This is a genomic window from Streptomyces viridochromogenes (assembly GCF_001270495.1).
GTDB classification, from domain to species: Bacteria; Actinomycetota; Actinomycetes; order Streptomycetales; family Streptomycetaceae; genus Streptomyces; species Streptomyces viridochromogenes_A.
Genome location: NZ_LGUR01000117.1, coordinates 186272 through 199474 on the forward strand (window position 1 = coordinate 186272; position 13203 = coordinate 199474).

A 13203-nucleotide genomic window follows, 5' to 3' on the forward strand; every position below is an offset into this window, starting at 1 on the left:
TGCCCACCTTCCCGCTCGGGAGCCGTCACCACCGCACGGGCACGGTGCGCAATCCGCCGACGAGGAGGCCCTCCACACGCTTCAACTCATCGACGGGTACGTCCAGTCGAAGGTTCGGCAGCTTGCGGAGGAGGACCTCCAGGGTGACCTGGAGCTCGGTGCGGGCCAGGCTCTGCCCGAGGCAGGAGTGCGGTCCCGCGCCGAAGGTGAGATGGGGGTTCGGGGACCGGGACAGCACCATGTCGTCCGCGTCGCTGAAGACCCGCTCGTCCCGGTTGGCGGCGGGCATGCTGCACACGACGGTGGTGCCGCTCGGCAGCAGCTCGCCGTCGACCTCCACGTCCTCGGTGAGGTAACGCCGGATACCGAAGCCGAGGTTGGTGTCGAAGCGCAGCGCCTCGTCGACCGCGGTACGCACCAGGGTGGGGTCGGCGAGCAGCCGCTCCCACCGGGTACGGTCGGCGAGCAGCATGGCGACCATCTTGCCGATCATGTTCGCGGTGGTCTCGTGTCCGGCGACCAGGAGCCCCATGGCGGTGCCGAGCAGCTCCTCGTCGGTCAGCCCCTGCCCCTCCCCCTCGCTCTCCCGGATCACCATGCCGATCAGATCCTCGCCGGGCGCGGCGCGCGTCGTGGCGATGTGTGCGGACATGTACTCGGCGAATTCGGTGTACGCCGCCCGGGTCTGGTCGCCGGTGAAGCGGCTGACGTTGAGGAAGGCGTCGGACCAGTGCGAGAACCGGTCCCGGTCACCGGCGGGGACGCCCAGGATCTCGCAGATGACGTAGACGGGCAGCGGGAACCCGAGGCCGGCCTTGAGATCGGCGGGCTGACCATGGCGGACCATGTCGTCGACGAGGCCCTCGGCGATCCGCACCATGCCGGGGCGCAGGGCCGTCATGCGCTTGGCGGTGAAGTACTTGCCCACCTGCCGTCGCCACCGCAGGTGCGGCTCACCCCGGTCGGGCAAGGCGAGGGCCGTACTCCCGTCGGCGGCGGGACCACCGGCCCCTTCGGGGGCGATCCGGGCGGCGCCCACGTCCCCTGCGGTCGGACGGACGAACCGCGCGTCGGACAGCAGGGCTTTTACGTCGTCGTAGCGGGTCAGATAGGCCGCTTTGTCCCCGCTGGGGAGTTCAACGGTGGTCACCGGGCACCGGCGGCGCAGTTGCTCCCATTCGGCCGGCGGCTCCAAGGGGTTGTCGCTGGGCAGGGGCAGCCGAAGAAGTTCGTTCTCGCGCATCTGGCATCACCTTGCATGGGGGGAGGCGGGTGAGCGACACGGAAGCATTCACCGCACGGCACGCTACCCACGTTGTGCATCATGCATCAAGAGTGCATGATGCACTTTCCATGTATGGCGCAATCTCACCGTAGGGTGGGGATTCGCGGGCCTGGGGACTCGCGGACCTGGGGACTTGGCCGTGCGGCCGGGAAGGAGAGCGGCATGGGCGCCCGAGAGGCGGCGGAGCGCATCGAGCGAGAGCTGCTGATCCTCACCCGCCACAAGGAGATGCGGGCACCTCGGGGGCCACGGCGCGGAGACCCGCTGGACCAGAGTGCCTACGTACTGCTCACCAGGCTCGAGACCCAGGGACCGATGTCCATCCCGGACTTCGTCGAGGCCTTCGGACTCGCGGCGTCGACGTTCACCCGCCAGACCTCGGCCCTCCTGCGCAACGGCCTGGTGGAACGGACACTCGACCCGGCCGGCGGAGTGGCCCGCAAGTTCCGGATCACCGAGGAGGGCCTCAGGCTCCTCTCCGAACAACGCGAGGGAATCGTCACCGGCCTGTCCACCGTCGTGGCCGACTGGACACCCGAGCGCCTTGACCGCTTCATCGCCGACCTACGTCAGTTCAACACCGACATCGAACGGATCACCGGGCGGCCTTGGCCGAGGGGCGCGGGCGATTCGGGTCACTGACAGCGGGGTCAGGCACTGACAGCCGGATCAGACACAGACAGCGAGGTCAGGCACAGACAGCAAGGTCAGGATCCGCCAGAGGTGGGGCGACGCCCACCGAGGAGGATGTCGACCAGCGCCGCGGCCCGCCGCTCCGACGCTGCGGCGTTTCCGGTCAGGAGCTGATGGAGGAAAGCGCCGGTGACTGCGTCGGCAACGGCGTCGAGGTCTGCTCCCGCGCCCACCTGACCGGCGTCCACAGCGCGCCGCTGCCGCTCCACGAGTGCTTCGCGCCGAGGGCCGGATGATCGACGCCTCCCCGGCCGGACGGTTGGGTACACCGACCGACATCGCCGCCGCGGCCGCGTTCCTGACCAGAGCCCCGCCGCGGGACCGGCCCATCGGCACGCCGACGCCATAAAACAGCTCATGCGGGTCGAGAAAACCTCGACCCGCATGAGCGGTAACAATCTGTGTCTGTGTCCGAGGGGGGACTTGAACCCCCACGCCCGATAAAGGGCACTAGCACCTCAAGCTAGCGCGTCTGCCATTCCGCCACCCGGACTAGGTGTCTGCCGCCTTGCCGGAAGTGTTCCCGGCGGCGACGTGGACAACAATACCAAGGTTTCGGAGTGCCTTTCACCTGCATATCCGTCCACCTGGGGGCCCACGGCGGGTCATGCGGCAGGGTCCCCCCTCGGCAGTCCGAGCGCTGCACGGCAGGTGACCGGAGGGTCACGCACGGGTGAGGTCGCCCGAGCGCCGGTGGCACCCACACGGAGGCGCCACCGGCCCCCGTCACGGCATGAGGTGGTAGTCCGGGAAGTTCCCGGGCAGCCGCTCCCCCGCCGGCCCCTGGGTCACGGCGCGCACCAACAGCTCGCCGCCGACGAACGCCCCGCGCCAGGACGCGCCGAAGCCGCCGAACAGCTCGTCGCGGTCGCCACGGGAGCGCGGTTTGCCGTGGCCGACCTTGAACGCACGGATCTGCGGGGCCAGGCGGTCGTACGTAGACCGGTCGTCAGTGGACAGGGTGGCGACCAGCGCGCCGTTGGACGCGTTCATCGCCGCCAGCAGCTCCGCCTCGGTGTCGACCAGGACGATGGTGTCGACCGGGCCGAACGGCTCCGCGTGGTGGAGCGGGGAGGACGGGGGCGGGTTCAGCAGCGTGACCGGCTGGACGTACGCCGAGGTGTCCTGGCCGGACAGGAAGCGGGCGTCCGACAGGCTGCCCCGGTGCAGCGGGACGGCGCCGCGGTCGATCGCCTCCGCGACCTGGTCGTGGAGCTCCTTCGCCTTGGCCGCGTTGATCACCGGACCGAAGTCAAGCTGCGGGTAGGCGTCGTCTGCCTTCTCGACCGCCAGCGGGTGGCCGACCCTGAGCCCGCGCACCGCTGGGAGGTACGCCGCCAGGAACTCGTCGAACAGCTCTCGCTGGACGACGAAGCGCGGGTACGCCGTGCAGCGTTGTTTGCCGTAGTCGAAGAGCTTGGGTACGACCGCCGTGAGCGCGTCCCAGTCCGTGTAGTTCCAGATGCCCCAGGTGTTGAGTCCTTCCTGTTCGAGTACATGCCGTTTGCCGAGGTCGGCGACTGCCGTGGCCACCGCGGCGCCGGTGTCGCGGCCGCCGACGAAGGAGACGCAGCCGATCTCGGGCGCCCGCACCAGCGCCTCCGACAGCTCTCCTCCGCTGCCGCTGACGAGGGTGACGGGAATTCCCTCGCGGGCGGCCAGCGCGCAGGCCAGGGTCAGACAGGCGACACCGCCATCGGTCGGGGTCTTGGCGATGACCGCGTTGCCTGCCAATGCCTGTACCAACACTGCGTGAACGAGCACACTCATCGGGTAGTTCCAGCTCGCCACGTTGGAAACCGGACCGTCCAGTGGGGACCGGCCCGTGACCATCGGTTCGATGCCGTCGACGTACCAGCGCACGCCGTCGATGGCCCGGTCGACATCCGCCTGCGCGAGCCGCCACGGCTTGCCGATCTCCCAGACGAGGAGCAGGGCGAGCAGGTTCCGGTGCTGGGTCAGGGCGTCGAGCGTGGCCGCGACACGGGCGCGGCGCTCCTCCAGCGGGATGTGCCGCCACGCGCGGTGCTGGTCGAGCGAGGCGCGTACGGCCTGGTGGGCGGTGGCCCGGTCCAGGCGCGGCGGCCCGGCGATCGGGCTGCCGTCGACGGGGCTGGTGGCGGGCAGCGGTCGGCCGTCCGCCTGCCAGCTGGAGTTCCAGAGGTTGAGGACACGGTCGTCCCGGAATGCCTCCGGGGCGACCGCGAGGCATCGCTGCCAGGCGTCGGACCAGGACGTGCCTGTTTTGAGGGTGAGGGTGGTTGCCATCGGGTCTCCGCTCGCGGTGCACAGTCGGGGGCGGTCGTACATGGCGGTCGTACGAGGGGGCGCATGGGGCGCACATGGGGTACGTGGTGGACGTGCATGGCGGACGTACGTGGCCGGGACGGACTGCTAGCGAGGAATGGCGGCTTCTGGGCCTGACCTCGCGTCCACCACGAGTGAGGTCACGCCTCGGCTCCCAGGCGGTCCAGCACCAGGCGGGCGGTTTCGGTGGGGGTGCCGCCGACCCGTACCCCTACCGCTTCCAGCGCCTCCTTCTTCGCGGCTGCCGTACCGGACGAGCCGGACACGATCGCTCCCGCGTGGCCCATCGTCTTGCCCTCGGGTGCGGTGAACCCGGCGATGTAGCCGACGACCGGCTTGCTGACGTGGTCGCGGATGTACGCGGCCGCGCGTTCCTCCGCGTCGCCGCCGATCTCGCCGATGAGGACGATGAGTTCGGTGTCGGGGTCGTCCTGGAAGGCGGCCAGGCAGTCGATGTGGGTCGTGCCGACGACGGGGTCGCCGCCGATGCCGACGCAGGTGGAGAAGCCGATGTCGCGGAGTTCGTACATCAGTTGGTAGGTGAGCGTGCCGGACTTGGAGACCAGGCCGATGCGGCCGGGCTTGGTGATGTCGGGCGGGATGATGCCCGCGTTGGACTGGCCGGGGGTGATCAGGCCCGGGCAGTTGGGGCCGATGATGCGGGTGCCGCGCGCCTTCGCGTACGAGGTGAAGGCGACGGAGTCGTGGACGGGGATGCCTTCCGTGATCACGACGGCGAGTCCGATGCCGGCGTCGGCGGCCTCGACGACGGCCGCCCTGGCGAAGGCGGGCGGCACGAAGACGACGGTCACGTCGGCGCCGGTCGCCCGTATGCCGTCGGCGACCGAGCCGAAGACGGGCACGGCTCGGTCGTCGAAGTCGACGGTGCGGCCTGACTTGCGCGGGTTGACGCCGCCGACGACGTTCGTGCCGGCGGCGAGCATGCGCCGGGTGTGCTTCATGCCCTCGCCGCCGGTCATGCCCTGGACGAGGACCTTGCTCTCCTTGGTGAGGTAGATGGCCATGTCGTCATGTCTCCTCAGGCTGTGGCGGCGGCGAGTTGGGCGGCCCGCAACGCGGCGCCGTCCATGGTGGTGGCCTGCTGGACCAGGGGGTGGGCGCGTCCGTCGAGGATGGCGCGCCCGCGGGCGGCGTTGTTGCCGTCGAGGCGGACGACGAGCGGCTTGGTCAACTGCACGCTGTCCAGGGCCTGCACGATGCCGTCGGCGACCGCGTCGCACGCGGTGATCCCGCCGAAGACGTTGACGAAGACCGACTTCACGGCCGGGTCGGAGAGGATGACCGACAGCCCGTCGGCCATGATCTGGGCCGATGCCCCGCCGCCGATGTCGAGGAAGTTGGCGGGGCGGGCGCCACAGCCCGCGACCACGTCGAGGGTCGACATGACGAGACCGGCGCCGTTGCCGATGATGCCGACCTCGCCGTCGAGCTTGACGTAGTTGAGGCCCTTGGCGGCGGCCGTCGCCTCCAGGACGTCGTCGTGCTCCACGGCGTCGGCACCCCAACGTGCCTGTCGGAAGCGGGCGTTGTCGTCGAGGGTGACCTTGCCGTCGAGGGCGAGGATCTGCCCCCGCGCGGTGCGGACGAGCGGGTTCACCTCGACGAGGAGGGCGTCCTCGCGGACCAGCACCTCCCAGAGTCGTACGAGCACGTCGACGGTCTGCGGCGGCAGTCCGGCCGCCTCGGCGATCTCGCCGGCCTTCGCGGAGGTGACGCCCTCGGCCGGGTCGACGGGGATACGGGCCACGGCCTCGGGCCGGCCGGCGGCGACCTCCTCGATCTCCATGCCGCCTTCGGCCGAGGCGATGGCGAGGAAGCCGCCTGCCGCGCGGTCGAGTACATAGGACACGTAGAACTCGGTCTCGATGTCCACGGGTTGGGCCAGCATCACCTTGCCGACGGTGTGGCCCTTGATGTCCATGCCGAGGATCTGGCGTGCCGTGATCTCGGCGGCCGCGGGGTCCGCGGCGAGCTTCACGCCGCCCGCCTTGCCCCGGCCACCGGTCTTCACCTGCGCCTTCACCACGACGCGGCCGCCGAGTCGGCGTGCGATCTCGCGGGCTTCCTTGGGTGAGTCCGTCACCTCTGCCCGTGGCACCAAGATGCCGTGTTCCTCGAAGAGTTCCCTTGCCTGGTGTTCGTACAGGTCCATTCCGGCTCCTGACTCAAAAGTGCCGCACGCCCCCTGGACACCACCCACCGGATGCGGGATAACAAGGTTCATACAGTATTCGTCGACTGTATGCAATGTACCGCGAGAGCCGTTCCAACCCCCTACGAAGGGACAGGACTTCGCCATGCCCGACGACACCCAGGACGTCATTTCCGGTGGTCATCTCGTTGCCAAGGCGCTGAAGGCCGAGGGGGTCGACCGCATCTACACCTTGTGCGGCGGCCACATCATCGACATCTACGACGGCTGCGTCGACGAGGGCATCGAGGTCGTCGACGTCCGTCACGAGCAGGTCGCCGCCCATGCCGCCGACGGTTACGCCCGCATCACCGGCAAGCCCGGCTGCGCGGTCGTCACCGCGGGTCCCGGCACCACCGACGCCGTCACCGGTGTCGCCAACGCCTTCCGCGCCGAGTCCCCGATGCTGCTCATCGGCGGCCAGGGCGCCCTCACCCAGCACAAGATGGGGTCCCTCCAGGACCTGCCGCACGTCGACATGATGACGCCGATCACCAAGTTCGCGGCGGCCGTGCCGGACACGGCGCGCGCGGCGGACATGGTGTCGATGGCGTTCCGCGAGTGCTACCACGGCGCGCCGGGGCCCTCCTTCCTGGAGATCCCGCGCGACGTCCTCGACGCCAAGGTGCCGGTGAGCAAGGCGCGCGTGCCCAAGGAGGGCGCCTACCGCGCCTCCACCCGCTCGGCCGGCGACCCCGAGGCCATCGAGAAGCTCGCCGACCTGCTGGTCCACGCCGAGAAGCCGGCCATCCTGCTCGGCAGCCAGGTGTGGACGACCCGCGGCACGGAGGCGGCCATCGACCTCGTCCGCACCCTCAACATCCCCGCGTACATGAACGGCGCCGGCCGCGGCACGCTCCCGCCGGGCGACCCGCACCACTTCCAGCTGTCGCGCCGGTACGCCTTCTCCAACGCCGACGTCATCGTCATCGTCGGCACGCCCTTCGACTTCCGTATGGGCTACGGCAAGCGGCTGTCGCCGGACGCGACCGTCGTGCAGATCGACCTCGACTACCGCACCGTCGGCAAGAACCGCGACATCGACCTCGGGATCGTGGGCGACGCCGGACTGGTGCTGAAGTCGGTGACCGAGGCGGCTTCCGGACGCGTCAATGGAGGCGCGTCGAAGCGCAAGGAGTGGCTCGACGAGCTGCGCGCGGCCGAGCAGACCGCTCTGGAGAAGCGGCTGCCGAGCCTGAGGTCGGACGCCTCGCCGATCCACCCGTACCGGCTGGTCAGCGAGATCAACGACTTCCTCACCGAGGACTCGATCTACATCGGCGACGGCGGCGACATCGTCACCTTCTCCGGTCAGGTCGTGCAGCCCAAGTCACCCGGGCACTGGATGGACCCGGGACCGCTGGGCACGCTCGGCGTCGGGGTGCCGTTCGTGCTCGCGGCCAAGCAGGCGCGGCCCGACAAGGAGGTGGTCGCGCTCTTCGGCGACGGGGCCTTCTCCCTCACCGGCTGGGACTTCGAGACGCTCGTCCGCTACAACCTCCCCTTCGTCGGCATCGTCGGCAACAACTCCTCCATGAACCAGATCCGCTACGGCCAGGCCCAGAAGTACGGCCTGGAGCGCGAGCGGGTCGGCAACACCCTCGGCGACGTCCACTACGACAAGTTCGCGCAGATGCTGGGCGGTTACGGCGAGGAGGTCCGTGACCCCGCCGACATCGGCCCCGCGCTGCGGCGCGCCCGCGAGTCCGGCAAGCCGTCGCTGATCAACGTCTGGGTCGACCCGGACGCGTACGCCCCCGGAACCATGAACCAGACCATGTACAAGTGAGGTGGCCTGCATGACCGGCACGACGGGTACTCCGCCCAAGGCTCTCGAAGGCATCCGCGTCCTGGACATGACCCACGTCCAGTCCGGCCCCTCCGCGACCCAGCTGCTCGCCTGGCTCGGCGCGGACGTCGTCAAGCTGGAGGCGCCGACCGGAGACATCACGCGCAAGCAGTTGCGCGACGTCCCGGACGTCGACTCCCTCTACTTCACGATGCTCAACTGCAACAAGCGGAGCATCACTCTCAACACCAAGACCGAGCGCGGCAAGGAGATCCTCACCGAGCTGATCCGGCGTTCCGACGTCATGGTCGAGAACTTCGGACCGGGCGCGGTCGACCGGATGGGCTTCACCTGGGACCGCATCCAGGAGATCAATCCGCGTATCGTCTATGCCTCCATCAAGGGGTTCGGCGACGGCCCGTACACCAACTTCAAGGCGTACGAAGTCGTCGCGCAGGCCATGGGCGGGTCGATGTCGACCACCGGTTTCGAGGACGGGCCGCCGCTGGCGACCGGAGCCCAGATCGGGGACTCGGGGACGGGTGTGCACGCCGTCGCGGGGATTCTCGCGGCGCTGTTCCAGCGCGAGAACACCGGGCGTGGGCAGCGGGTCAACGTGGCCATGCAGCACGCTGTACTCAACCTGTGCCGGGTGAAGCTGAGGGACCAGCAACGCCTGGCACATGGGCCGCTTGCTGAATATCCGAACGAGGACTTCGGCACGGAAGTTCCCCGCTCGGGAAACGCGTCCGGCGGCGGTCAGCCCGGCTGGGCGGTCAAGTGCGCGCCGGGCGGCCCGAACGACTACGTGTACGTCATCGTGCAGCCCGTCGGCTGGCAGCCGATCAGCGAGCTCATCGGCCGGCCCGAACTCGCCGACGACCCCGAGTGGGCGACGCCGGAGGCCCGGCTGCCCAAGCTCAACAAGATGTTCCAGCTGATCGAGGAGTGGTCCTCGACCCTGCCGAAGTGGGAGGTGCTGGAGAAGCTCAACGCGCACAACATTCCGTGCGGGCCGATCCTGTCCACCAAGGAGATCATCGAGGACTCCTCGCTGGTCGCCAACGAGATGGTGGTCACCGTGCCGCACCCCGAGCGCGGCGAGTTCGTGACCGTCGGCAGCCCGCTCAAGCTCTCCGACTCCCCCGTCGAGGTGTCCAGTTCACCGCTGCTCGGCCAGCACAACGAAGAGGTCTACATCGGCGAGCTCGGCCTCGGCGACGAGGAGCTGCGCCTGCTCAAGTCGAACGGAGTGATCTGACGTGATGGCCGAAGACCGCGTCCTGAGGGTGCGGACGCTCCTCGACTCCGTGCGGACGGAGGGACGCACGGCGCTGACCGCGCCCGAGGGCAAGGTGATCGCCGACGCGTACGGGATCGCCGTACCGGGCGAGGAGCTCGCGACGGACGTCGACGAGGCGGTGGCGTACGCGGCGCGCTTCGGCGGGCCCGTGGTGATGAAGATCGTCTCGCCGGACATCCTCCACAAGACCGACGCGGGCGGCGTGATCGTCGGCGTCGAGGGAGCGACGGACGTACGGGCCGCGTTCCACAAGATCATCGACAACGCGCGCGCGTACAACGCGGATGCCCGTATCGAGGGCGTGCAGGTCCAGGAGCTCCTCCCGCAGGGGCAGGAGGTCATCGTCGGAGCCGTCACCGACCCGACGTTCGGGAAGGTCGTGGCCTTCGGGCTCGGCGGGGTCCTCGTCGAGGTCCTCAAGGACGTCACCTTCCGGCTCGCTCCCGTGACCGCCGACGAGGCACTGTCCATGCTGGACTCCATCCGGGCGGCGGAGATCCTGCGCGGGGTGCGCGGCCAGGCGGCCGTGGACCGGTGGGCGATCGCCGAGCAGATCCGCCGTGTCTCGCAGCTCGTGGCGGACTTCCCGGAGATAGCCGAGGTGGACCTCAACCCGGTGATCGCGACCGCGGAGGGGGCGGTCGCGGCCGACATCCGCGTGATCCTCTCAGAGGCACCGGTCAAGGCGCGCCGCCGCTACGGGCGCGACGAGATCCTCACCTCCATGCGCCGGCTGATGCAGCCGTCGTCGGTCGCCGTCATCGGGGCCTCCAACGAGCAGGGAAAGATCGGCAATTCGGTCATGCGCAACCTCATCGACGGCGGATTCGCCGGGGACATCCATCCGGTGAACCCCAAGGCCGATGACATTCTGGGCCGCAAGGCGTACAAGAGTGTCACGGACGTTCCCGGTGAGGTGGATGTGGCGGTCTTCGCTATCCCCGCCAAGTTCGTGGCCTCGGCCCTGGAGGAGGTGGGACGCAAGAAGATCCCGAACGCCGTGCTGATCCCCTCCGGGTTCGCGGAGACCGGCGAGCACGAACTCCAGGCGGAGATCGTGGAGATCGCCGAGCGACACGGCGTCCGGCTGCTCGGGCCGAACATCTACGGCTACTACTCGACGTGGCAGGACCTGTGCGCCACGTTCTGCACGCCCTACGACGTCAAGGGCGGGGTGGCGCTGACGTCGCAGTCCGGCGGCATCGGGATGGCCATCCTGGGCTTCGCGCGGACCACGAAGACGGGTGTGTCGGCGATCGTGGGCCTCGGCAACAAGTCGGACCTGGACGAGGACGACCTGCTGACCTGGTTCGGCGAGGACCCGCACACCGAGTGCATCGCCATGCATCTGGAGGACCTCAAGGACGGGCGCGCCTTCGTCGAGGCCGCGCGGGCGACCGTACCGAAGAAGCCGGTCGTGGTACTGAAGGCGGGACGGACGGCGGCGGGCGCGAAGGCGGCAGGCTCCCACACCGGAGCGCTCGCCGGCGACGACGCCGTGTACGAGGACATCCTGAAGCAGGCCGGCGTCATCCGGGCGCCCGGGCTGAACGAAATGCTGGAGTACGCGCGCGCGTTGCCGGTGCTGCCCGCCCCCAAGGGCGACAACGTCGTGATCATCACCGGGGCCGGCGGCAGTGGCGTACTGCTCTCGGATGCCGTGACCGACAACGGACTGTCCCTGATGGAGATCCCGCCGGACCTCGACGAGGCCTTCCGGAAGTTCATCCCGCCCTTCGGGGCGGCGGGCAACCCGGTGGACATCACAGGGGGCGAGCCACCGTCGACGTACGAGGCGACGATCCGGCTCGGTCTGGAGGATCCGCGCATCCACGCGCTGGTCCTGGGCTACTGGCACACCATCGTCACTCCCCCGATGGTCTTCGCGGAGCTCACCGCGCGCGTGGTGGCCGAATTCCGGGAGCGCGGCATCGAGAAGCCCGTGGTCGCGTCGCTCGCGGGCGACGTCGAGGTCGAGGAGGCCTGCCAGTACCTGTACGAGCGGGGGGTCGTGGCTTACCCGTACACGACCGAGAAGCCGGTGGCCGTGCTCGGCGCGAAGTACCGCTGGGCTCGGGCGGCGGGGATCTTGGGGGGCGGTTCATGAGGTGAGTGGGCGCGGGTCGGCCGACGGTGCGCGTCGGCCGACCCCGGGACCCGTGCGCACACGAAAGGCATTGGACAGGGGGCGCTGGCCAGAACTTTCGACGCAAGGGGTGCAACTAACGTGACAACTACCGATGTTCCACGGGTCGCCGCCTTCCGGGAGGTGACCGACAAGAACGGACGCGTCTATCGCGTCGGTGAGTCCGACATCGACATCATGGGGCGCAAACGCAAGTGGATGGTGATCCTGCCCTGGGTCGGCATGATGGGCATCTCCTCCGCCGAGTACGCGTTCGCGTCCGCGGAGGACACGCTGCACACGGCGCACCACTGGAACAGCATGCACATCTTCTGGATGATGACCGTCTGGGTCTTCTTCCAGGCCGCGGTGGCCTTCCCCGCGGGCAAGCTGCGGGAGAGCGGAAAGCTGCCGGCCCGCTGGGCGATGATGTGCGGCGCGACGGGCACCCTGCTGGGCTACCTGTCGCTGGCGTTCGCACCGCACGTCGTCTTCGCCTACATCGGCTTCAGCATGTTCAGCGGCATGGGCGCGGGCATGGTGTACGCCACCTGCGTCAACATGGTGGGCAAGTGGTATCCGGAGCGCAAGGGCGGCAAGACCGGCTTCGTCAACGGCGGTTTCGCCTACGGCTCGGTGCCCTTCGTCTTCCTCTTCAACGGCTACATGGATCTCACCAACTTCCGCTGGGTGCTGGTCTCGGTGGGTGTGTTCCTGGCCGGGATCGTGGCGTTCTCCGGCTTCTTCTTCAGGGACCCGCCGAAGAACTGGTGGCCCGCGTCGATCGACCCGCTCAACCCGCCGAACGACCCGCGCGCGGCCCGCTCGCTGCGGATGAACCCGCCGGCGGTCCGCCAGTACTCCCCCAAGGAGGCGTGGAAGACCGGCCGGGTGGTCCTGATGTGGTTCTGCCTGGCCTGTACCTCCGGCGTCAACATCTTCGGTATCGCCTTCCAGGTGGACATCGGTGAGGAGGCCGGATTCGCGGGCGGGATCGTCGCCACGGCCATGTCCCTGAAGGCGATCGTCAACGGTACCGGCCGCGGTGTCATCGGCTGGCTCTCCGACCTCTACGGCCGTAAACGGTGTCTGCTCGTCGTGTGCGTCATCCTGGGACTCTCCCAGTACGGCATCCTCTGGTCGGCGGAGGCCAAGAACCTGCCGCTGTTCCTGATCTTCTCCTCGATCTCCGGTTTCGGTGGTGGCGCCATCTTCCCGATGTTCGCCGCGCTCACCGCCGACTACTTCGGCGAGAACAACAACGCGTCCAACTACGGCATGGTCTACAGCGCCAAGCTCGTCTCAGGTCTGGGCGCGGGCATGGGCGCCGTCGTCGTCGGCGCCTGGGGGCACTCCGGCGCCTTCATCCTGGCCGGCTCCATCTCGCTCTTCGCCGGGTGCGTCGCGGTGTTCCTCAGCCCACCGGGACGCGACAAGGAAACGCGCATCGCTGCCAACCCCCAACCGCTCGGCGAGGACATGGCCTGAC

10 protein-coding genes and 1 tRNA gene are annotated in these 13203 nt (G+C 69.1%); 5 read left to right on the forward strand and 6 right to left on the reverse strand.

Features of this window, described 5'->3' with window-relative positions; translation table 11 throughout:
• Positions 1-25 precede the first annotated feature (25 nt).
• On the reverse strand, positions 26-1243 hold the full coding sequence (locus ADK36_RS12885; RefSeq protein ID WP_053197523.1) for a cytochrome P450: 1218 nt from the start codon (positions 1241-1243) through the stop codon (positions 26-28).
• Between the two features lie 204 nt (positions 1244-1447).
• On the opposite strand from ADK36_RS12885, the gene ADK36_RS12890 reads away from it, so the two are divergent.
• Positions 1448-1927: a MarR family winged helix-turn-helix transcriptional regulator gene (locus ADK36_RS12890; protein WP_053197524.1), complete on the forward strand. Its 480-nt coding sequence runs from the start codon at positions 1448-1450 to the stop codon at positions 1925-1927.
• A 65-nt stretch (positions 1928-1992) separates the two neighbouring features.
• Here ADK36_RS12890 and ADK36_RS46150 read toward each other — a convergent pair whose 3' ends face one another.
• The 5 genes from ADK36_RS46150 to sucC all read right to left on the reverse strand — a co-directional run bounded on the left by ADK36_RS46150 (position 1993) and on the right by sucC (position 6458).
• Positions 1993-2364 carry a TetR/AcrR family transcriptional regulator C-terminal ligand-binding domain-containing protein gene (locus ADK36_RS46150; protein WP_078942523.1) on the reverse strand — a complete coding sequence of 124 codons (372 nt, stop codon included), beginning with the start codon at positions 2362-2364 and terminating at the stop codon, positions 1993-1995.
• A 22-nt stretch (positions 2365-2386) separates the two neighbouring features.
• Positions 2387-2471 (reverse strand) — tRNA-Leu (locus tag ADK36_RS12895).
• Positions 2472-2704: 233 nt separating this feature from the next.
• Entirely contained in the window at positions 2705-4246 is a 1542-nt protein-coding gene (locus tag ADK36_RS12900) for an aldehyde dehydrogenase family protein (RefSeq protein WP_048579333.1), read from the reverse strand.
• Between the two features lie 179 nt (positions 4247-4425).
• On the reverse strand, positions 4426-5310 hold the full coding sequence (gene sucD / locus ADK36_RS12905; protein WP_053197526.1) for a succinate--CoA ligase subunit alpha: 885 nt from the start codon (positions 5308-5310) through the stop codon (positions 4426-4428).
• Positions 5311-5324: 14 nt separating this feature from the next.
• Positions 5325-6458 carry an ADP-forming succinate--CoA ligase subunit beta gene (sucC, locus tag ADK36_RS12910; RefSeq protein WP_053197529.1) on the reverse strand — a complete coding sequence of 378 codons (1134 nt, stop codon included), beginning with the start codon at positions 6456-6458 and terminating at the stop codon, positions 5325-5327.
• A gap of 145 nt (positions 6459-6603) precedes the next feature.
• Between sucC and ADK36_RS12915 the strand changes: the two genes are divergently transcribed.
• The 4 genes from ADK36_RS12915 to ADK36_RS12930 all read left to right on the forward strand — a co-directional run bounded on the left by ADK36_RS12915 (position 6604) and on the right by ADK36_RS12930 (position 13202).
• Positions 6604-8286 carry a thiamine pyrophosphate-binding protein gene (locus ADK36_RS12915; RefSeq protein WP_048579336.1) on the forward strand — a complete coding sequence of 561 codons (1683 nt, stop codon included), beginning with the start codon at positions 6604-6606 and terminating at the stop codon, positions 8284-8286.
• A gap of 10 nt (positions 8287-8296) precedes the next feature.
• The gene (frc, locus tag ADK36_RS12920; protein ID WP_048579610.1) at positions 8297-9547 is read left to right on the forward strand and encodes a formyl-CoA transferase; all 1251 of its coding nucleotides are present in this window, start codon (positions 8297-8299) and stop codon (positions 9545-9547) included.
• A 4-nt stretch (positions 9548-9551) separates the two neighbouring features.
• On the forward strand, positions 9552-11696 hold the full coding sequence (locus ADK36_RS12925) for an acetate--CoA ligase family protein (protein WP_053197766.1): 2145 nt from the start codon (positions 9552-9554) through the stop codon (positions 11694-11696).
• A gap of 120 nt (positions 11697-11816) precedes the next feature.
• On the forward strand, positions 11817-13202 hold the full coding sequence (locus ADK36_RS12930) for an OFA family MFS transporter (protein ID WP_048579337.1): 1386 nt from the start codon (positions 11817-11819) through the stop codon (positions 13200-13202).
• The last annotated feature ends 1 nt before the right edge of the window (position 13203 follow it).

What these genes read in the sequence shown, in the direction of transcription:
- sucD (WP_053197526.1), bottom strand. Translation starts at nt 5,310, where the DNA reads ATGGCCATCTACCTCACCAAGGAGAGCAAGGTCCTCGTCCAGGGCATG.
- ADK36_RS12900 (WP_048579333.1), bottom strand. Translation starts at nt 4,246, where the DNA reads ATGGCAACCACCCTCACCCTCAAAACAGGCACGTCCTGGTCCGACGCC.
- ADK36_RS12915 (WP_048579336.1), top strand. Translation starts at nt 6,604, where the DNA reads ATGCCCGACGACACCCAGGACGTCATTTCCGGTGGTCATCTCGTTGCC.
- ADK36_RS12890 (WP_053197524.1), top strand. Translation starts at nt 1,448, where the DNA reads ATGGGCGCCCGAGAGGCGGCGGAGCGCATCGAGCGAGAGCTGCTGATC.
- ADK36_RS12885 (WP_053197523.1), bottom strand. Translation starts at nt 1,243, where the DNA reads ATGCGCGAGAACGAACTTCTTCGGCTGCCCCTGCCCAGCGACAACCCC.
- ADK36_RS12925 (WP_053197766.1), top strand. Translation starts at nt 9,552, where the DNA reads ATGGCCGAAGACCGCGTCCTGAGGGTGCGGACGCTCCTCGACTCCGTG.
- frc (WP_048579610.1), top strand. Translation starts at nt 8,297, where the DNA reads ATGACCGGCACGACGGGTACTCCGCCCAAGGCTCTCGAAGGCATCCGC.
- sucC (WP_053197529.1), bottom strand. Translation starts at nt 6,458, where the DNA reads ATGGACCTGTACGAACACCAGGCAAGGGAACTCTTCGAGGAACACGGC.
- ADK36_RS46150 (WP_078942523.1), bottom strand. Translation starts at nt 2,364, where the DNA reads ATGCGGGTCGAGGTTTTCTCGACCCGCATGAGCTGTTTTATGGCGTCG.